Source organism: Pseudomonas sp. IT-P294, assembly GCF_949767865.1.
GTDB lineage: Bacteria > Pseudomonadota > Gammaproteobacteria > Pseudomonadales > Pseudomonadaceae > Aquipseudomonas.
This window is the reverse complement of record NZ_CATKQW010000044.1, coordinates 177653-195061: the sequence shown is the minus strand read 5'-3', so window position 1 is coordinate 195061 and position 17409 is coordinate 177653. Positions and strand designations below refer to the sequence as shown.

The window sequence follows — 17409 nt, the reverse complement described above, 5'->3', positions numbered from 1 at the left end:
GTAATTTGTGAAAAATTAAACCCGCGAATTATACGCGGGTTCTTGGGTATTGCCTAACTGCGTACGGTGCAGACTCAGTCTGCTTCTTCGATCCAGGCGGCCTGAATGGCTTCAAGCACCTTCTCGCCACCGCGGGTCGGATCATCACTGAACTCCGGCAATGCCAGCACCCATTTGTGCAGATCGACGAAGTTCACGTAACGCGGATCCACTTCCGGCTTGCTTTCAGCCAGCTGGATCGCTATTTCCAGCACATCAACCCATTTCAGACTCATGTCACTTCCTTGAATCAGTGCGGCGCTTCGGCTGCATGGTTGAGCGAATATTTCGGAATTTCGATGGTCAGGTCTTCAGTCCCGACTTTTGCCTGACAGGCCAGACGCGACTGCGCTTCCAGACCCCAGGCCTTATCAAGATAGTCTTCTTCCAGCTCGTCAGCTTCTTCCAGCGAGTCAAAGCCTTCGCGGACCAGGCAGTGACACGTTGTGCAGGCGCAAACGCCGCCGCAAGCGCTTTCCATCTCGATATGGTGTTCGTGAGCCAGTTCGAGGATGGAGATGCCGGGCTCAGCCTCGACAACCATGCCATCCGGGCAAAACTTCTCGTGTGGCAGAAAAATGACCTGCGGCATCGTTATTCCTCAATCTCATTCAGGTTGCGCCCCGCCAGCGCGGCTTTCACCGTCGAATCCAGGCGGCGGGCAGCAAAGGCGTCGGTCACTTGCGACAGACGCTTGGTCTGCTGCTCGATGGCGTAACCATCGGTACCTTTCATCAGTTCGGTCAGTTCCTGCATCTGCAATTCGATGACCATGCGCTCTTCGGCATCGAGCAGGCGGTCGCCGTCGACATCCAGAGCGCCTTGCACGGCTTCGATCAGACGCTGGGCATCGACCTGATGCTCACGCAGCACGCGGGCGACTTTATCGTCGTTGGCATGCTGGAACGAATCCTTGAGCATCTTGGCGATCTCGCCGTCGGTCAGGCCGTAGGACGGCTTGACCTGGATGCTGGCTTCAACGCCCGAACCCAGTTCGCGCGCCGAAACACTGAGCAGACCATCGGCATCGACCTGGAAGGTCACGCGAATTTTCGCCGCACCGGCCACCATCGCCGGAATGCCGCGCAATTCGAAACGTGCCAACGAGCGGCAGTCGCTGATCAGCTCGCGCTCGCCCTGCAGGACGTGAATCGCCATGGCCGACTGGCCATCTTTGTACGTGGTGAAGTCCTGGGCACGGGCAACGGGAATGGTGGTGTTGCGTGGAATCACCTTTTCCATCAGGCCGCCCATGGTTTCCAGCCCCAGGGACAACGGAATGACGTCGAGCAGCAGCAGTTCGCCGCCGTCGCGCTTGTTGCCCGCCAATGTATCGGCCTGGATCGCAGCACCAATGGCCACCACTTGATCCGGATCGATTTCGGTCAACGGCTGACGACCGAAGGCTTCGGCAACTGCTTCGCGAACACGCGGCACGCGAGTCGAACCGCCGACCATGACCACCGCGTGCACTTCTTCCAGCTCGACGCCGGAATCACGCACTGCGCGACGGCAAGCTTTCAAGCTGCGAGCTACCATCGGCTCGATCAGCGCATTGAATGCTTCGCGGGTCAGCTCGGCTTTCCAGTCGCCATAAGCGACTTCAACGGAAGCGGCATTGGTCAGCGCTTCCTTGGCCGCACAAGCGGCTTGCAACAGATGACGCTGCGCGCCCGGATCGAGGTCGGCGGACAAACCGGCGCTCTCGATAATCCAGCCAGCAATCGCGTGATCGAAATCGTCGCCGCCCAGGGCGCTGTCGCCACCGGTGGCGAGCACTTCAAACACACCGCCAGTCAGGCGCAGAATCGAAATATCGAACGTACCGCCGCCCAGGTCATAAATGGCAACCAGGCCTTCGGCGTGTTGATCCAGACCGTACGCCACGGCAGCGGCAGTCGGCTCATTGAGCAAGCGCAGCACGTTCAGACCGGCCAGCTTGGCCGCATCCTTGGTGGCTTGACGCTGAGAGTCGTCGAAATAGGCCGGAACGGTGATCACCGCGCCCACCAACTCGCCACCCAACGTCGCTTCGGCGCGCTGACGCAGCACTCTGAGGATATCGGCGGAGACTTCAACCGGGCTTTTCGGCCCCTGAACCGTGTCGATGAACGGCATGTGCGATTCGCCGCCAACAAAGCGGTACGGCAGTTGATCGCCCAATTGCTTGACGTCGGACAGACCACGACCCATCAAGCGCTTGACCGACAGCACGGTGTTCAAGGGATCGGTAGCGGCAGCCAGCTTGGCTGACTCGCCCACTTCGACGCGGTCGGCGTGGTAGCGCACGGCGGACGGCAGGATGACCTGCCCATCAGCATCGGCCAGGGGCTCGGAAAGACCACTGCGCAACGCAGCGACCAGCGAATTGGTAGTGCCCAAGTCGATCCCCACAGCCAGACGACGCTGGTGCGGTTGAGGACTTTGGCCGGGTTCGGCGATCTGCAGTAGGGCCATCGTGATCAGGACTTATCTGTATATCAGGCGTGCGACCGGAGCGGCACTGGGTTAATCGTCGAGGCGCTCTTCTAACTGGCGCACTTCGTAGGTGAGCTTGTCGAGGAACTGCATGCGCCGCATCAGGCGTTCGGCCTGCTCACGTTGCGCTGCATCATTCCAACAGGCTGCGAAGCTTTGGTTCAGTTCATCCTGAGCCGTTTTCAGGCGACGCTTGAACGCTGCAATACCGGCCATGTCGGCGCTGTCTTGCAGGTCTTCGAGCTCTTCACGCAACTCCATCTGCTGCAGAAGAAACTCCGGATCATGCACCGTGACCTCCAGCGGCAGCTCGCGACCGCCCATGGCGAGCAAGTAACGCGCGCGTTTGGGAGGACTTTTGAGCGTCTGGTAGGCCTCGTTGAGGCTCGCGGATTGCTCTAGCGCCAGCCGTTGCTCGCGCTCGGAAGCATCCGCAAAACGGTCCGGATGAACGCCGCGCGCCAACTCACGGTAGCGCGTAGCCAGCTGGTCGAGATCCAGATTGAAGCTCGGTTGCAGCTCAAATAAAGCGAAATGACAAAGAGTACCCACAAGCAGCCTCAGATGTTGAAGCTTTCGCCGCAGCCACATTCACCGCGCACGTTGGGGTTGTTGAACTTGAAGCCTTCGTTCAACCCTTCCTTGACGAAATCGAGCTCGGTGCCGTCCAGGTACGCCAGGCTTTTCGGGTCGATGATCACTTTCTCGCCGTGACTTTCGAACACCTGATCCTCTGCAACCACCTCGTCGACAAACTCCAGCACGTAGGCAAGGCCGGAACAGCCTGTGGTACGAACGCCCAGACGAATCCCTTCACCTTTGCCGCGCCCGTTGAGGGAGCGCCGCACGTGTTGAGCAGCCGCTTCTGTCATGCTGATAGCCATCGGTGACTCCTTACTCGTCGCCAAATCTTGAAAGTCAGATCAAGCCTTTCTTCTGCTTGTAATCGCGAACAGCCGCTTTGATAGCGTCTTCAGCGAGTACGGAGCAGTGAATTTTTACCGGCGGCAGTGCCAGTTCTTCGGCCAGCTGAGTGTTCTTGATGGTCTCTGCTTCATCCAGAGTCTTGCCTTTCATCCACTCGGTCGCCAGGGAGCTGGAGGCGATAGCCGAACCGCAACCGTAGGTCTTGAACTTGGCGTCTTCGATGATGCCTTGCTCGTTGACCTTGATTTGCAGACGCATTACGTCGCCGCACGCTGGCGCGCCGACCATGCCGGTGCCGACATCCGGGTCTTCCGCGTCCATCTTGCCGACGTTACGCGGGTTTTCGTAGTGGTCGATGACCTTTTCGCTGTAAGCCATGATTCTTAATCCTCACTCATCAGAGAGTCGCTCTAGAGCCCTGCACCCGAAGGTTCACAGGGCCGGTTGGCGGCGACTTGAAATCAGTGTGCCGCCCACTCGATTTTCGAGATGTCGACACCGTCTTTGTACATGTCCCACAGCGGCGACAGGGTGCGCAGCTTGGTAACGGCCTCGCAGACTTTCTTCGCGGCGTAATCGATTTCTTCTTCGGTGGTGAAACGACCGAAGGTGAAGCGGATCGAGCTGTGTGCCAGCTCGTCGTTGCGACCCAGGGCGCGCAGCACGTACGAAGGCTCAAGGGACGCCGAGGTGCAGGCCGAACCGGACGAAACCGCCAGGTCCTTGAGCGCCATGATCAGCGACTCGCCTTCAACGTAGTTGAAGCTCAGGTTCAGGTTGTGCGGTACGCGAGCGGTCATGCTGCCGTTGACGTACAGCTCTTCCAGGCCTTCGACCTGCTTGAAGAAACGGTCGCTCAACGCTTTGATGCGCACGTTCTCGGCAGCCATGTCTTCCTTGGCTACGCGGAAAGCTTCACCCATGCCGACGATCTGGTGGGTCGCCAGGGTGCCGGAACGCATGCCACGTTCGTGACCGCCGCCATGCATGGTCGCTTCGATGCGAACACGCGGCTTGCGGCTGACGTACAACGCGCCGATGCCTTTAGGGCCGTAGGTTTTGTGAGCCGAGAACGACATCAGGTCGACTTTCAGCTTCGACAGGTCGATCTCGACCTTGCCGGTGGACTGAGCCGCGTCGACGTGGAACAGAATGCCCTTGGAGCGGGTCAGTTCGCCGATGGCTTCGATGTCGTTGATGGTGCCGATTTCGTTGTTCACGTGCATGACGGAGACCAGGATGGTGTCATCGCGCAGCGCGGCTTCAATCATTTCAGGGGTGACCAGACCATCGGTGCGAGGCTCGATGTAGGTCACTTCGAAGCCTTCACGTTCCAGTTGGCGCATGGTGTCGAGGACAGCCTTGTGCTCAATCTTGGTGGTGATCAGGTGCTTGCCCTTGGTGGCATAGAAATGCGCCGCACCCTTGATAGCCAGGTTGTCGGACTCGGTAGCACCGGAGGTCCAGACGATTTCACGCGGATCGGCGTTGACCAGGTCAGCGACCTGACGACGAGCGTTTTCGACGGACTCTTCAGCTTTCCAGCCGAATACGTGGGAACGGGACGCCGGGTTACCGAAGTTTCCGTCGACCAGCAGGCATTCACTCATCTTTTGCGCGACACGCGGATCAACCGGGGTGGTCGCAGAGTAATCAAGGTAAATCGGCAATTTCATGGACTATCTCCTAAATCAGGCTGGCTGGCGTGCCGCTTGGCTCTTTGGCTGTCATTCGACGGCGGACGCTTCAATCTTGTCCAGGCGTGGCGCCTTGCTGTTGCAACGGCGCTGGTCCTGACGCTGGGCTACTTCTTGTACCTCACGGCGAGTGACAAGGTCAGCCAAGCTGATACCGCTCAGAAATTCGTGAATCTGCAGGCTCAGATCGCACCACAAGTGGTGAGTCAGGCAGGTGTCGCCTTGATGGCAATCACCCTGGCCCTGGCATTTGGTCGCATCGACCGATTCGTTTACCGCATCGATCACCTGGGCGACCTGGATGCCCTGCATGTCGCGGGACAGTTGGTAGCCACCGCCTGGGCCACGAACGCTGGAAACCAGATTGCTGCGGCGCAATTTGGCGAAAAGCTGTTCGAGGTAGGACAGGGAGATGCCTTGGCGCTCGGAGATATCGGCCAGGGACACCGGCCCGTGCTGCGCGTGCAACGCCAGGTCAAGCATGGCGGTCACGGCGTATCGGCCTTTTGTAGTCAGTCGCATGGACAATTACCACGGAGTTCGGAATGGGGCGAGTATGCAATTCCCGAGTGTTTAAGTCAACTATAAGACCTAGTACTTTAGTCAGGATTACCCGCAAAATAGCGGCGGCATCATATCAGGGTCTGCGGCCTAATGGCACACCGCCGAGCGCTGCGCCATTGCCTGAATACGACCTGCCTTGGCCTTAACCGGCCTTTGTTTCGTCTTTGCCTTTTACGCAGGCAAAGTCTTCTTCGCGCAGCTCAGGCAGATCCTTGGCACAGTAATTACTGCCCAGGTCCTTCAACGCCCCGCACATCCCTTCCAGGCGACCATCGACCGCCTGCAAGTGATCCAGCAACTGGCCGATCGCACGCGCCACCGGATCCGGCATGTCTTCGCCGACACCATAGGCATCGAAGCCGATCTTCTCGGCCATGGCCTTGCGCTTGGCGTCCTGCTCGTCATCGGACTTGACGATGATCCGCCCCGGAATCCCAACGACTGTCGCACCCGGCGGAACCGCTTTAGTCACTACCGCATTGGAGCCGACTTTGGCACCCGCTCCGACAGTGAAAGGGCCGAGCACCTTGGCGCCCGCCCCCACCACAACACCATCTTCGAGAGTCGGGTGACGCTTGCCCTTGTTCCAGCTGGTGCCGCCCAGAGTCACGCCCTGGTAGAGGGTGACGTCGTTGCCGATCTCAGCGGTTTCACCAATGACGATGCCCATGCCATGGTCAATAAAGAAGCGACGGCCGACCTTGGCACCCGGATGGATCTCGATCCCGGTCAACCAGCGACCGAAGTTCGACACCAGCCGCGCCAGCCACTTCCAGCCCATGCCCCACAGGGCCGACGACAGGCGATGGATCCAGATGGCGTGCATGCCGGGGTAGCAGGTCAGGACTTCAAAGGCGTTGCGCGCTGCCGGGTCACGATGGAAAACACTCTGGATATCTTCACGCAAACGCTCGAACATTTTTAATCCTTCCGCTTTAGAAGCTCGCCACGGGCCGCTTTCTGGGTTTCCGTGAGGATGCCACGCAATATATTCATTTCCGCCCGGCTGACCGAGCTGCGTCCGTACAACCGGCGCAGGCGCGCCATCAAGTGCCGTGGTTTTTCCGGGTCGAGGAATTCGATGGCCACCAGGGTTTGCTCCAGGTGCTCATAGAATCGTTCCAGCTCATCCATGGTCGCCAGTTCACCGCTTTTGGTGGACGCCACTTCATCCTTCTCGACCTTGCTCGGCTGCCCTTGGGCTGCGAGCCAGGACATGCGCACTTCATAACTCAACACCTGCACCGCTGCCCCAAGGTTCAGCGAGCTGAACTCAGGGTCTGATGGGATGTGCACGTGATAATGACATCGCTGCAGCTCTTCGTTGGTCAGGCCGGAATCTTCACGACCAAAAACCAACGCGATCTCAGCGCCCTGCCCGGCTTCCTCAACCACTTTCACACCGCATTCGCGGGGATCGAGCAACGGCCAGGGAATACGACGATCACGGGCGCTGGTGCCGAGCACCAGGTTGCAGCCGACCAAGGCATCTTCCAAGGTGGCGACGACTTGCGCGTTTTCAAGGATGTCCCCGGCGCCGGATGCACGCGCATCGGCTTCGTGGTGCGGGAACAACCTTGGCTCGACCAGCACCAGCCGCGACAGGCCCATGTTCTTCATGGCACGCGCAGCCCCGCCGATATTGCCGGGGTGGCTGGTATTGACCAGGACGACACGAATGTTTTGCAGCAAGGGAGGCGCTCTCGAACACAATAATCGGGAGCAGAATCTTACAGCTCAACCTACCGTTAAGCTATGAATGCGAACACCAACCTTCACCTGTAGAAAAGTTCTGATAGAATGCCCGGCTTTCTTTAACAACCTTAGGTGACACATCCATGCAGCCCATGCTGAATATCGCGCTGCGCGCCGCCCGCAGCGCCAGTGAATTGATCTTCCGCTCCATCGAGCGCCTGGATACCATCAAGGTCGACGAAAAAGACGCCAAGGATTACGTATCCGAGGTGGATCGCGCTGCTGAACAGAAAATCATCGACGCGCTGCGCAAGGCCTACCCGAACCACTCGATCATGGGTGAAGAAACCGGCATGCACGCTGGCACCGGGATCGAAGGCGAAGAATACCTGTGGATCATCGATCCGCTGGACGGCACCACCAACTTCCTGCGCGGCATTCCTCACTTCGCTGTCAGCATCGCCTGCAAATACCGCGGTCGCCTGGAACACGCTGTTGTTCTGGATCCGGTTCGCCAGGAAGAATTCACCGCCAGCCGTGGTCGCGGCGCTCAACTGAACGGTCGCCGCCTGCGTGTCAGCGGTCGCACCAGCCTCGACGGCGCCCTGCTGGGCACCGGCTTCCCGTTCCGCGATGACCAAATGGACAACCTCGACAACTACCTGGGCATGTTCCGCGCCCTGGTTGGCCAGACTGCCGGTATCCGCCGCGCCGGTTCGGCGAGCCTGGACCTGGCCTATGTAGCTGCCGGTCGTTTCGATGCGTTCTGGGAGTCGGGCCTGTCCGAGTGGGACATGGCTGCAGGCGCCCTGCTGATCCAGGAAGCCGGCGGCTTGGTGAGCGACTTCACCGGCGGTCACGATTTCCTTGAAAAAGGCCACATCGTTGCCGGCAACACCAAGTGCTTCAAAGCCGTACTGACGGCCATCCAGCCGCACCTGCCGGCCTCGCTGAAACGCTAAGCGACCGCGCACAAAAAAGCACCCTTCGGGGTGCTTTTTTTATGCCTGTATTTCCACCCAAGGCACACCGCAGATCCCTGTGGGAGTGAGCCTGCTCGCGATAGCGGCCTCACATTCAACATCTGTATTGTTTGATCCACCGCCATCGCGAGCAGGCTCACTCCCACAGGGGTTTTGCTGTGTCGCTGAAATCGTGAGCACAAAAAAAGCACCCCGAAAGGTGCTTCTTTTTGACTCTAAGCCTGAATATTTAGCGATTCTGTTCGTTGTTCTGCGACAGGATCAGCTTGCCTTCCTTGTCGACCGGAATCTGGTTGCCCGGATCACGATCCATCCGCACCTTGCCTTCCTTGCCATCGAGCGAATAACGAACGTCATACCCTACGACTTTGTCGCTGATGTCATTCACCGTGTTACAGCGAGTCTGGGTCGTGGTGTAGGTGTCACGCTCCTGCATGCCCTCCTGAACCTTATTGCCCGCGTAACCGCCACCGACTGCGCCCGCCACCGTGGCGATTTTCTTGCCGGTGCCGCCGCCGATCTGGTTACCCAACAGGCCGCCTGCCAGCGCACCCACCACCGTGCCGGCGATCTGGTGCTGGTCTTTCACCGGCGCTTGCCGGGTTACAGCTACATCCTTGCACACTTCACGTGGCGTTTTGATCTGTGTCTTGACCGGTTCAACGGCTAGAACTTGCGCATACTCAGGGCCGCTTTTAACCAGGCTGTAGGTGGCAACAGCACCCCCGGCAGTCACACCGACAGCACCCAATACCGCACCAACCAGCAACGACTTGTTCACATGAACCTCCTGACCATCACCCGCGGAACATGTCCGCGCTTCTCCCAGCCTTGGAGCACAAAAAAAGGCGCGAGTTCAACTCGCGCCTTTTTGGGCTGACAACTGGAAGAGCGATGGCCGTTATGGACGGTCGTCGACTTCCTTCTCGCTTGCCGCAGGAGGAATCAGATCCTCGCTGTTCAGGTTCAGCCAGATCAGCACCACGTTCGCGATGTAGATCGACGAGTAAGTACCCGCCAGTACGCCGATGAACAGCGCAATGGAGAAGCCGAACAGGTTGTCGCCACCGAAGAACAACAGCGCTGCAATCGCCAGCAAGGTGGAGATCGACGTCGCCATGGTCCGCAGCAGGGTTTGCGTGGTCGAGATGTTGATGTTCTCGATCAGGTTGGCCTTGCGCAAAACACGGAAGTTCTCACGAACCCGGTCGAATACCACGATGGTGTCGTTGAGCGAGTAACCGATGATCGCCAGTACCGCCGCCAGCACCGTCAGGTCGAAAGTGATCTGGAAGAACGACAGGATACCGATGGTCACGATCACGTCGTGGATCAGGGAAACGATGGCACCGATCGCGAACTTCCACTGAAAGCGGAAAGCCAGGTAGATCAGGATGCCGCCCAACGCCATCAGCATGCCGAGGCCGCCCTGGTCGCGAAGCTCTTCACCTACCTGAGGACCGACGAACTCAACGCGCTTGACCACCGCTGGGTTATCGCCACCGACCTTCTGCAAGGCCTCGGCAACCTGGTGACCCAGCTGCGGGTCTTCACCCGGCATGCGCACCAGCAAATCGGTAGTTGCACCGAAGCTCTGCACGATTGCCTCGTGATAACCCGCTGTAACCAGTTGCTCACGCACTTTGGTGACATCGGCCGGACGCTCGTAGGTCAGCTCAATGAGCGTACCGCCGGTGAAGTCCAGACCCCAGTTCATGCCCTTATGAAAGACACTGAAAATGGCCAGCGCGGTGAGGAACAATGTGACGCCGAACGCAAAGTTGCGAACGCCCATGAAGTTGATTGTACGTAACATGGCAGCCCCTTAAATCCACAACTTCTTGAAGTCACGACCGCCGAAGATCAGGTTGACCATCGCGCGGGTCACCATGATGGCCGTGAACATCGAGGTAAAGATCCCGAGGGACATGGTCACTGCGAAGCCTTTGACGGGACCGGTGCCCATCGCAAAGAGAATCCCGCCGACCAACAGTGTTGTCAGGTTGGCGTCGAGAATCGCGGTGAATGCCCGGCCGAAGCCTTCGTTGATTGCCCGTTGTACCGTCATGCCTGCCGCGATCTCTTCACGAATCCGCGAGAAGATCAGTACGTTGGCGTCGACCGCCATACCCATCGTCAACACGATACCGGCGATACCTGGCAGGGTCAGCGTTGCACCCAGCAGCGACATCAGGGCCAGCAGCAACACCATGTTCACAGCCAGTGCGACGGTGGCGATGATGCCGAAGAAGCGGTAGATGGCGATGATGAACAGCGAGACAAACAGCATGCCCCACAACGATGCATCGATACCTTTGGTGATGTTGTCAGCACCCAGGCTCGGGCCAATGGTGCGCTCTTCAGCGAAGTACATCGGTGCAGCCAGACCACCGGCACGCAACAGCAGCGCCAGTTCGGACGACTCGCCCTGGCCGTTCAGGCCAGTGATGCGGAATTGAGCACCGAGCGGCGACTGGATGGTCGCCAGGCTGATGATCTTCTTCTCTTCTTTAAACGTTTGTACCGGTACGTCTTTCTCGACGCCGTTGACCATTTGCTTGACGTAAGTGGTCACCGGGCGCTGCTCGATGAAGATCACCGCCATGCTGCGACCGACGTTGCTGCGAGTCGCACGACTCATCAGCTCGCCACCGTGGCCATCCAGACGGATGTTCACTTCTGGCGTGCCGTGCTCGCCGAAGCCAGCCTTGGCGTCAGTGACCTGGTCACCGGTGATGATCAAGCCGCGCTCGATCTGTGCAGGCGGACGCTTGCCTTCACGGAACTCGAAAGTTTCGGAAGTGGCTTTGGAGGCACCCGGCTCAGCAGCCAGACGGAACTCGAGGTTGGCCGTCTTGCCGAGGATACGCTTGGCTTCTGCGGTGTCCTGCACGCCTGGCAGCTCAACCACGATGCGGTTGGCGCCCTGACGCTGGACGATCGGTTCGGCAACACCCAGCTCGTTGACGCGGTTACGTACCGTGGTCAAGTTCTGCTTGATGGAGTATTCGCGGATTTCCGCCAGCTTGGCCGGGGTCATCGCCAGACGCAGCACCGGTTGGCCATTGAGGTCGGCCGGAACAATGTCGAAATCGTTGAAGTTCTTGCGGACCAGCGCGCGGGCCTGTTCGCGGGAAGCTTCATCACTGAAACCCAGCTGAATGGCACCGTTGAGTTGCGGCAGGCTGCGATAGCGAAGTTTCTCTTTACGCAACAGGCTCTTGACGTCGCCTTCGTAGACTTTCAGGCGTGCGTCGAGGGCTTTATCCATGTCCACTTCGAGCAGGAAGTGCACACCACCGGACAAGTCCAGACCCAGCTTCATCGGGTGCGCGCCCAGGCTGCGCAGCCATTGCGGGGTGGTTTGCGCCAGGTTCAGTGCAACGACGTAGTCATCACCCAAGGCCTTGCGCACGACGTCTTTGGCCGGCAGCTGATCTTCAGCCTTGGTCAGACGGATCAGGCCGCCCTTGCCGTTTGCCGCCAGAGTGGCCGCCTTGACGCTGATCCCGGATTCCTTGAGCGCAGTGCTCACACGGTCCAGATCAGCCTGATTGACCAACAGCGCAGTACTTGCACCGCTGACCTGAATGGCCGGGTCATCAGGATATAAATTGGGAGCGGAATAAATCAGACCGACCGCCAGCACCGCCAGGATCAGAATGTATTTCCACAGAGGGTATTTGTTCAGCATCACGCCGCCCGCTTATGACGCGGGGCGCCTTGCGCGCCCCGTCGATTGAGTAGAAGTTGAAACTTAGATCGCTTTTAGCGTGCCTTTTGGCAGCGTGGCGGCAATAGCGCCTTTCTGGAACTTCATTTCGACAGTGTCGGAAACTTCCAGAACAACGAAATCGTCGGCTACTTTAGTGATCTTGCCGGCGATACCACCGGTGGTCACAACTTCGTCGCCTTTCTGCAGGCTGCTCAGCAGGTTCTTCTGCTCTTTGGCGCGCTTGGCCTGTGGACGCCAGATCATCAGGTAGAAGATGACCAGGAAACCGACCAGGAAAATCCACTCAAAACCGCCACCCATTGGGCCGGCAGCTGCCGGTGCAGCAGCGTCAGCCATGGCATTAGAGATAAAAAAGCTCATTTAGCACTCCAGTTGCAAATGTTGAATCTTGGGGTCAGAAAACTCAGTCCAAAGGCGGAACAGGTAACCCGCGTTTGGCGTAGAAGGCATCGACAAAGGCGGCCAATGTACCCTGTTGAATAGCCTCGCGCAAACCAGCCATAAGCACTTGATAATGACGCAAGTTATGGATGGTATTGAGCATGCTTCCCAGCATTTCGCCGCACTTGTCCAGGTGGTGCAGATAAGCACGGGAGAAGTTCTGGCAGGTATAGCAATCGCAGGTCGGATCGAGCGGCGAATCATCATGGCGATGGAACGCGTTACGGATCTTCAGCACGCCGGTATCAATGAAAAGATGCCCATTGCGGGCATTACGGGTTGGCATCACGCAATCGAACATGTCCACACCGCGGCGCACACCCTCAACCAGATCTTCCGGTTTGCCAACGCCCATAAGGTAACGAGGTTTGTCAGCCGGCATCTGACCCGGCAAGTAATCCAACACTTTGATCATTTCGTGCTTGGGCTCGCCCACCGACAGACCGCCAATGGCCAGGCCATCAAAGCCGATGTTGTCGAGGCCTTCCAGGGAGCGCATGCGCAGATCCTGGTGCATGCCGCCCTGAACGATGCCGAACAGCGCCGCCGTGTTGTCGCCATGGGCTTCCTTGGAACGCTTGGCCCAGCGCAACGACAGCTCCATCGATACCCGCGCGACGTCTTCGTCGGCTGGGTACGGCGTGCATTCGTCGAAGATCATCACGATGTCCGAGCCCAGGTCACGCTGGACCTGCATCGACTCTTCCGGGCCCATGAACACTTTGGCGCCGTCCACAGGCGAGGCGAAGGTAACGCCCTCCTCCTTGATCTTGCGCATGGCGCCCAGGCTGAACACCTGGAAACCGCCGGAGTCGGTCAGAATCGGGCCTTTCCACTGCATGAAATCGTGCAGGTCGCCGTGCTTCTTGATCACTTCGGTGCCTGGACGCAGCCACAAGTGGAAAGTGTTGCCCAGAATGATTTCCGCGCCGGTGGCGACGATATCCCGCGGCAGCATGCCCTTGACCGTGCCGTACGTGCCCACCGGCATGAAAGCCGGGGTCTCGACGGTACCGCGAGGGAAGGTCAAACGACCGCGACGAGCCTTGCCGTCTGTGGCAAGCAACTCAAACGACATACGACTTTGGCGACTCATTCTTTGTCCTCAGGGCCACGTGGTGCGGGATTACGGGTGATAAACATCGCATCACCGTAGCTGAAAAAGCGGTATTCGTTGTCGACGGCGGCTTTATAAGCGGCCATGGTCTCGGGATAACCGGCGAACGCCGAAACCAGCATCAACAGCGTGGATTCGGGCAAATGGAAGTTGGTGACCAGGGCGTCGACCACATGAAAAGGTCGGCCCGGGTAGATAAAGATGTTCGTGTCGCCGCTGAACGGCTTGAGCACGCCGTCACGCGCGGCGCTTTCCAGGGAACGCACGCTGGTGGTCCCCACCGCCACCACACGACCACCGCGAGCGCGGGAAGCCGCCACGGCATCAACCACGTCCTGACCGACTTCCAGCCATTCAGTGTGCATGTGGTGATCTTCGATCTTCTCGACGCGCACCGGCTGGAACGTGCCCGCACCGACGTGCAAGGTCACGAACGCGGTCTCGACGCCCTTGGCGGCAATCGCCTCCATCAGCGGCTGATCGAAATGCAGCCCCGCCGTCGGCGCCGCCACCGCGCCCAGGCGCTCGGCGTACACCGTCTGATAACGCTCGCGGTCCGAGCCTTCATCCGGGCGATCTATATAAGGTGGCAGCGGCATGTGCCCGACACGGTCGAGCAGCGGCAACACCTCTTCGGCAAACCCCAGCTCGAACAACGCATCGTGACGCGCGAGCATTTCAGCCTCGCCACCGCCATCGATCAGGATCTTCGAACCAGGCTTGGGCGACTTGCTGGACCGCACATGGGCCAGCACGCGATGACTGTCGAGCACCCGCTCCACCAGGATTTCCAGCTTGCCGCCGGAAGCCTTCTGGCCAAACAGCCGCGCCGGAATCACCCGGGTATTGTTGAACACCATCAAATCGCCCGGGCGCAAATGCTCGAGCAAATCAGTGAATTGACGGTGTGCCAGGGCGCCGCTGACCCCATCAAGGGTCAACAGGCGACTGTTGCGACGCTCGGCCAAAGGGTGGCGAGCAATCAGCGAATCAGGGAGTTCGAAAGTAAAGTCAGCAACGCGCATGATGGGGTTCGTCTAGCAGGGGCCGGAAGTCTAGCCGAAATAGTGAAAATTCTCTATGTACCTGATTGACCGACGGTAATCTCATCTCTATACTTCGCCGCCATTGAGCCCTGATGGCGGAATTGGTAGACGCGGCGGATTCAAAATCCGTTTTCGAAAGGAGTGGGAGTTCGAGTCTCCCTCGGGGCACCAAAATTAAGAAAGGTCTTGCTTAGCAAGGCCTTTTTTTTCGCCTACAGAAAAGTGACTATCACCCCACCGACCTGTAGGAGCTGCCGAAGGCTGCGATCTTTTGATCTTGCTTCTCTTCCACACCGCCCGCACCGGTGGAACATTTCACAAGGATTCCCCCCATGGAACTGCTGCTGGAAACCGTCGCCCTGTTCTGCCTCAAGCTTGCTTATGAGACGGAGGATTCGAGTCCGATTCTTAGGGATGATCCGATCATGAGTGATTATGAGCGGGAGGTGTTTGGGTTATTGGTGCGGCGGGGGGATGTTGAGGGGATTCAGCTTAGAGTGGCGCACTGTGTAGATTTGGCGCTGGTCGCCATAGGCGGGGCTGATACGCCGTTGGGGCGGGAGTTGCGGAGGTTGGCAGGTGAAATGGGCAGCATTCAGGTGATGGAGCAGCTTGATACCCCGCTCGTTGCGCTCAAGGATTATCTGAAAGCCATTCAATGAAGAAAGCGGGAGACCTTAAATCGAAGCATTCGATAGTCGAACCGACTTTGGTCGCGCTTCTTAACCGATAAAAAATCTGTCCCTTTCTTCCTCCGTCTCCCTTTCCCAACTTTTTACCGCCTATTGGTGTTTAGCCAAGTCCGCTTCCAGCCAAAGGCTGGTCACTAGCAGAGCGATTACCCTTCACACCCAGCCATAGACACTTTGACAAAGACTTCGTAACCTTTAATCTATGATAGCCGTATTTTTTCCTTACCCCCTGACGTCAAGTATTGAGCGAGCGATTCAATTAGATAATGGATTTATAGGAAAACCACGAACGTTATGCGACAAAAAGTGGCGAAATCGTATACCCCCTGTGCTGTCTGCTTTTATTCATCCCGGATTAGGAATCATCAATGATATTAGGTTGGCGGAAAATATGGAACGATCCAGTCTGGAGCAAAGTTATTTCTGCTTTGATTTTATTGTTTTTTGGCTTGTTAGCTACAGCACTACCTCCGAACCTTGCGGAATATTTTATATACTTAGCTCAATACAAAATAGTCCTTTCCGCCTGGATAATAATCCTTACACTTGGCACATTAGCAGCTACAACCATTCTAATTATTAGAACGAGCAGCAGATCGAAATTAGCAGACTTAACAAGCAAACAGTGGTTTTCTGAAATAGACCAACAAATAAAAGACTGTAATTTTGCACGCATATACCTTAGAGACTTCGCTCATCCAGATCAATTTAAATCCGACCATCGCGAGTCTTTACTATCATTTATGCGCTCGTTAGCTGAAAGACTTGAGGCTGGCGCGGATATAAGAGTTATAGCATACCACACCTCATTATCAGACAAGTCAGGGCTTGACTGGTTAAGCTCGGAAATAACAACCAATAAAGCAGCATTGGACAAGATCAAACTTATCAAAAATCAGCCTATATCAAACGCATCGTCAATGTATTTATTTGATAGCGGAGCTGTCCTCTACAACCGCCGACTTAAAAGCGGTCACTCATATCACATCGAAAATTTGCAGGGCTCAATTGTTCACTTCTTAATCGAGAGTGGATTTAATTCATCCGAAGGTGAACTATCATGAACTCCGTATTAATCAACTTTTCCGGCCACTCACTCAACCAAAAGGTCATAGATGAATTAACATCAACTTATGACAAGCTCATCGATGCCAAGCCAATTGAGATAACATTCGATGGCGATGTCGAAAAACAAATTCATGGCTTAGTGGAAAGCCTTCCCGTCAAAATTGACGGGTCGTTTTCGATAACAATTATTCCGCCTGGGCAAGCCACATTCGCGATTTTACTGGTTAGTTACCTACATGGTCTGATCGGGCATTTTCCAAATCTTTGCTATTTAGAAAGATCAAATAGCGGGATATATATACCCAAAACGGAATATCAAGTTCAACCACAGGAAATTAGATCTGCGGGGCGTAAATTCAGATACTCACAACACTTGGCACAATGAACATCCCAAGCTCATTCGCTTGCCGTTTTTAGGCGCCCTTAAACTGCCTTCCACCTAAAACTTATGTACCCTGAGAATAATATGAACTACGAAATCCCTCTGCCGACACATGATGATTTAGGAGGCTTTAAAAATATTCTGCACCTTAAATTAACAGACCCTCGTTCGCATCGAGATTCGTTAGAGCTTATGGCGACCTACTTTAAAAGAGAGTTTAAGTATGATCACCTTCAGTACGAAACCTCCGAGCATACAGCCGGCTTTACTGGAATTTTATTTCTCGAAAGAGCGATGGACTTGGTAGAAGATTTTGATCACTATCCGAACAGAGTAATAGGCGGCGCCGGGTTTTGGAAAAAAACTAACGGGTATATTCTAGACTGGGTGTGGCTCCATCCATTTTTTAGAAATAGAGGTAATCTTAAAAAACACTGGCCCGAACTCAGAAACAAATTTGGTGATTTTGATGTTTCGCCACCAGTTTCTAGTCAGATGGGTAAGTTCTTAGAAAGAAATGCATAACGGATCAATCAGCTACGCA

21 protein-coding genes and 1 tRNA gene are annotated in these 17409 nt (G+C 56.6%); 6 read left to right on the top strand and 16 right to left on the bottom strand.

Annotated features, from left to right (window positions below; all coding sequences use genetic code 11):
- Positions 1-74: 74 nt before the first annotated feature.
- The 10 genes from iscX to trmJ all read right to left on the bottom strand — a co-directional run bounded on the left by iscX (position 75) and on the right by trmJ (position 7397).
- Positions 75-275 carry a Fe-S cluster assembly protein IscX gene (gene iscX, locus ACM6I0_RS23735; protein ID WP_017340315.1) on the bottom strand — a complete coding sequence of 67 codons (201 nt, stop codon included), beginning with the start codon at positions 273-275 and terminating at the stop codon, positions 75-77.
- A 14-nt stretch (positions 276-289) separates the two neighbouring features.
- Positions 290-631 carry an ISC system 2Fe-2S type ferredoxin gene (fdx, locus tag ACM6I0_RS23730; RefSeq protein WP_222588333.1) on the bottom strand — a complete coding sequence of 114 codons (342 nt, stop codon included), beginning with the start codon at positions 629-631 and terminating at the stop codon, positions 290-292.
- A gap of 2 nt (positions 632-633) precedes the next feature.
- Entirely contained in the window at positions 634-2496 is a 1863-nt protein-coding gene (gene hscA / locus ACM6I0_RS23725) for a Fe-S protein assembly chaperone HscA (RefSeq protein ID WP_285432244.1), read from the bottom strand.
- A gap of 51 nt (positions 2497-2547) precedes the next feature.
- Positions 2548-3069 (bottom strand): co-chaperone HscB, encoded by a 522-nt coding sequence (hscB, locus tag ACM6I0_RS23720; protein WP_285432242.1) that lies wholly within the window; start codon positions 3067-3069, stop codon positions 2548-2550.
- Between the two features lie 8 nt (positions 3070-3077).
- The gene (gene iscA, locus ACM6I0_RS23715; RefSeq protein ID WP_007903589.1) at positions 3078-3401 is read right to left on the bottom strand and encodes an iron-sulfur cluster assembly protein IscA; all 324 of its coding nucleotides are present in this window, start codon (positions 3399-3401) and stop codon (positions 3078-3080) included.
- 34 nt (positions 3402-3435) lie between these two features.
- A complete protein-coding gene (iscU, locus tag ACM6I0_RS23710; protein WP_003443374.1) occupies positions 3436-3822 on the bottom strand; it encodes a Fe-S cluster assembly scaffold IscU in 387 nt (128 codons plus the stop codon).
- A gap of 83 nt (positions 3823-3905) precedes the next feature.
- On the bottom strand, positions 3906-5120 hold the full coding sequence (locus tag ACM6I0_RS23705) for an IscS subfamily cysteine desulfurase (protein WP_090180466.1): 1215 nt from the start codon (positions 5118-5120) through the stop codon (positions 3906-3908).
- Between the two features lie 51 nt (positions 5121-5171).
- Entirely contained in the window at positions 5172-5663 is a 492-nt protein-coding gene (gene iscR, locus ACM6I0_RS23700) for a Fe-S cluster assembly transcriptional regulator IscR (RefSeq protein WP_007903581.1), read from the bottom strand.
- 184 nt (positions 5664-5847) lie between these two features.
- Complete coding sequence (gene cysE, locus ACM6I0_RS23695) at positions 5848-6624, bottom strand: serine O-acetyltransferase (RefSeq protein WP_090180462.1); 777 nt, start codon at positions 6622-6624, stop codon at positions 5848-5850.
- 2 nt (positions 6625-6626) lie between these two features.
- On the bottom strand, positions 6627-7397 hold the full coding sequence (trmJ, locus tag ACM6I0_RS23690) for a tRNA (cytosine(32)/uridine(32)-2'-O)-methyltransferase TrmJ (protein WP_201193707.1): 771 nt from the start codon (positions 7395-7397) through the stop codon (positions 6627-6629).
- Positions 7398-7543: 146 nt separating this feature from the next.
- Between trmJ and suhB the strand changes: the two genes are divergently transcribed.
- Positions 7544-8362 (top strand): inositol-phosphate phosphatase, encoded by an 819-nt coding sequence (gene suhB, locus ACM6I0_RS23685; RefSeq protein ID WP_008014726.1) that lies wholly within the window; start codon positions 7544-7546, stop codon positions 8360-8362.
- Between the two features lie 250 nt (positions 8363-8612).
- Here suhB and ACM6I0_RS23680 read toward each other — a convergent pair whose 3' ends face one another.
- From ACM6I0_RS23680 to queA, 6 genes are all read right to left on the bottom strand, one after another.
- A complete protein-coding gene (locus ACM6I0_RS23680) occupies positions 8613-9164 on the bottom strand; it encodes a glycine zipper 2TM domain-containing protein (protein WP_285432238.1) in 552 nt (183 codons plus the stop codon).
- Between the two features lie 120 nt (positions 9165-9284).
- Positions 9285-10199, bottom strand: a complete 915-nt coding sequence (secF, locus tag ACM6I0_RS23675; protein ID WP_285432237.1) for a protein translocase subunit SecF — start codon at positions 10197-10199, stop codon at positions 9285-9287.
- Between the two features lie 9 nt (positions 10200-10208).
- Positions 10209-12077 carry a protein translocase subunit SecD gene (secD, locus tag ACM6I0_RS23670; protein WP_090180453.1) on the bottom strand — a complete coding sequence of 623 codons (1869 nt, stop codon included), beginning with the start codon at positions 12075-12077 and terminating at the stop codon, positions 10209-10211.
- A 63-nt stretch (positions 12078-12140) separates the two neighbouring features.
- Complete coding sequence (gene yajC / locus ACM6I0_RS23665; protein ID WP_007916913.1) at positions 12141-12479, bottom strand: preprotein translocase subunit YajC; 339 nt, start codon at positions 12477-12479, stop codon at positions 12141-12143.
- A gap of 43 nt (positions 12480-12522) precedes the next feature.
- Positions 12523-13638: a tRNA guanosine(34) transglycosylase Tgt gene (tgt, locus tag ACM6I0_RS23660; RefSeq protein WP_167360532.1), complete on the bottom strand. Its 1116-nt coding sequence runs from the start codon at positions 13636-13638 to the stop codon at positions 12523-12525.
- Positions 13639-13652: 14 nt separating this feature from the next.
- Positions 13653-14702 carry a tRNA preQ1(34) S-adenosylmethionine ribosyltransferase-isomerase QueA gene (gene queA / locus ACM6I0_RS23655; protein WP_414923419.1) on the bottom strand — a complete coding sequence of 350 codons (1050 nt, stop codon included), beginning with the start codon at positions 14700-14702 and terminating at the stop codon, positions 13653-13655.
- Between the two features lie 107 nt (positions 14703-14809).
- Between queA and ACM6I0_RS23650 the strand changes: the two genes are divergently transcribed.
- From ACM6I0_RS23650 to ACM6I0_RS23630, 5 genes are all read left to right on the top strand, one after another.
- Positions 14810-14894, top strand: a tRNA-Leu gene (locus ACM6I0_RS23650).
- A 161-nt stretch (positions 14895-15055) separates the two neighbouring features.
- Positions 15056-15385 (top strand): hypothetical protein, encoded by a 330-nt coding sequence (locus ACM6I0_RS23645; RefSeq protein WP_414923418.1) that lies wholly within the window; start codon positions 15056-15058, stop codon positions 15383-15385.
- 398 nt (positions 15386-15783) lie between these two features.
- Entirely contained in the window at positions 15784-16479 is a 696-nt protein-coding gene (locus ACM6I0_RS23640; protein ID WP_414923417.1) for a hypothetical protein, read from the top strand.
- The gene (gene csx15 / locus ACM6I0_RS23635; RefSeq protein WP_414923416.1) at positions 16476-16868 is read left to right on the top strand and encodes a CRISPR-associated protein Csx15; all 393 of its coding nucleotides are present in this window, start codon (positions 16476-16478) and stop codon (positions 16866-16868) included. The genes ACM6I0_RS23640 and csx15 overlap by 4 nt, the downstream gene beginning before the upstream one ends.
- Before the next feature lie 81 nt (positions 16869-16949).
- A complete protein-coding gene (locus ACM6I0_RS23630; RefSeq protein WP_414923415.1) occupies positions 16950-17390 on the top strand; it encodes a hypothetical protein in 441 nt (146 codons plus the stop codon).
- The last annotated feature ends 19 nt before the right edge of the window (positions 17391-17409 follow it).

Bases quoted from the DNA above. Each gene is read 5' to 3' on its own strand.
- ACM6I0_RS23640 (WP_414923417.1), top strand. From the start codon at position 15,784: ATGATATTAGGTTGGCGGAAAATATGGAACGATCCAGTCTGGAGCAAA.
- secD (WP_090180453.1), bottom strand. From the start codon at position 12,077: ATGCTGAACAAATACCCTCTGTGGAAATACATTCTGATCCTGGCGGTG.
- fdx (WP_222588333.1), bottom strand. From the start codon at position 631: ATGCCGCAGGTCATTTTTCTGCCACACGAGAAGTTTTGCCCGGATGGC.
- csx15 (WP_414923416.1), top strand. From the start codon at position 16,476: ATGAACTCCGTATTAATCAACTTTTCCGGCCACTCACTCAACCAAAAG.
- iscX (WP_017340315.1), bottom strand. From the start codon at position 275: ATGAGTCTGAAATGGGTTGATGTGCTGGAAATAGCGATCCAGCTGGCT.
- cysE (WP_090180462.1), bottom strand. From the start codon at position 6,624: ATGTTCGAGCGTTTGCGTGAAGATATCCAGAGTGTTTTCCATCGTGAC.
- ACM6I0_RS23630 (WP_414923415.1), top strand. From the start codon at position 16,950: ATGAACTACGAAATCCCTCTGCCGACACATGATGATTTAGGAGGCTTT.
- iscU (WP_003443374.1), bottom strand. From the start codon at position 3,822: ATGGCTTACAGCGAAAAGGTCATCGACCACTACGAAAACCCGCGTAAC.
- iscR (WP_007903581.1), bottom strand. From the start codon at position 5,663: ATGCGACTGACTACAAAAGGCCGATACGCCGTGACCGCCATGCTTGAC.
- yajC (WP_007916913.1), bottom strand. From the start codon at position 12,479: ATGAGCTTTTTTATCTCTAATGCCATGGCTGACGCTGCTGCACCGGCA.
- suhB (WP_008014726.1), top strand. From the start codon at position 7,544: ATGCAGCCCATGCTGAATATCGCGCTGCGCGCCGCCCGCAGCGCCAGT.
- secF (WP_285432237.1), bottom strand. From the start codon at position 10,199: ATGTTACGTACAATCAACTTCATGGGCGTTCGCAACTTTGCGTTCGGC.
- hscA (WP_285432244.1), bottom strand. From the start codon at position 2,496: ATGGCCCTACTGCAGATCGCCGAACCCGGCCAAAGTCCTCAACCGCAC.
- iscA (WP_007903589.1), bottom strand. From the start codon at position 3,401: ATGGCTATCAGCATGACAGAAGCGGCTGCTCAACACGTGCGGCGCTCC.
- tgt (WP_167360532.1), bottom strand. From the start codon at position 13,638: ATGTCGTTTGAGTTGCTTGCCACAGACGGCAAGGCTCGTCGCGGTCGT.
- ACM6I0_RS23645 (WP_414923418.1), top strand. From the start codon at position 15,056: ATGGAACTGCTGCTGGAAACCGTCGCCCTGTTCTGCCTCAAGCTTGCT.
- queA (WP_414923419.1), bottom strand. From the start codon at position 14,702: ATGCGCGTTGCTGACTTTACTTTCGAACTCCCTGATTCGCTGATTGCT.
- ACM6I0_RS23705 (WP_090180466.1), bottom strand. From the start codon at position 5,120: ATGAAATTGCCGATTTACCTTGATTACTCTGCGACCACCCCGGTTGAT.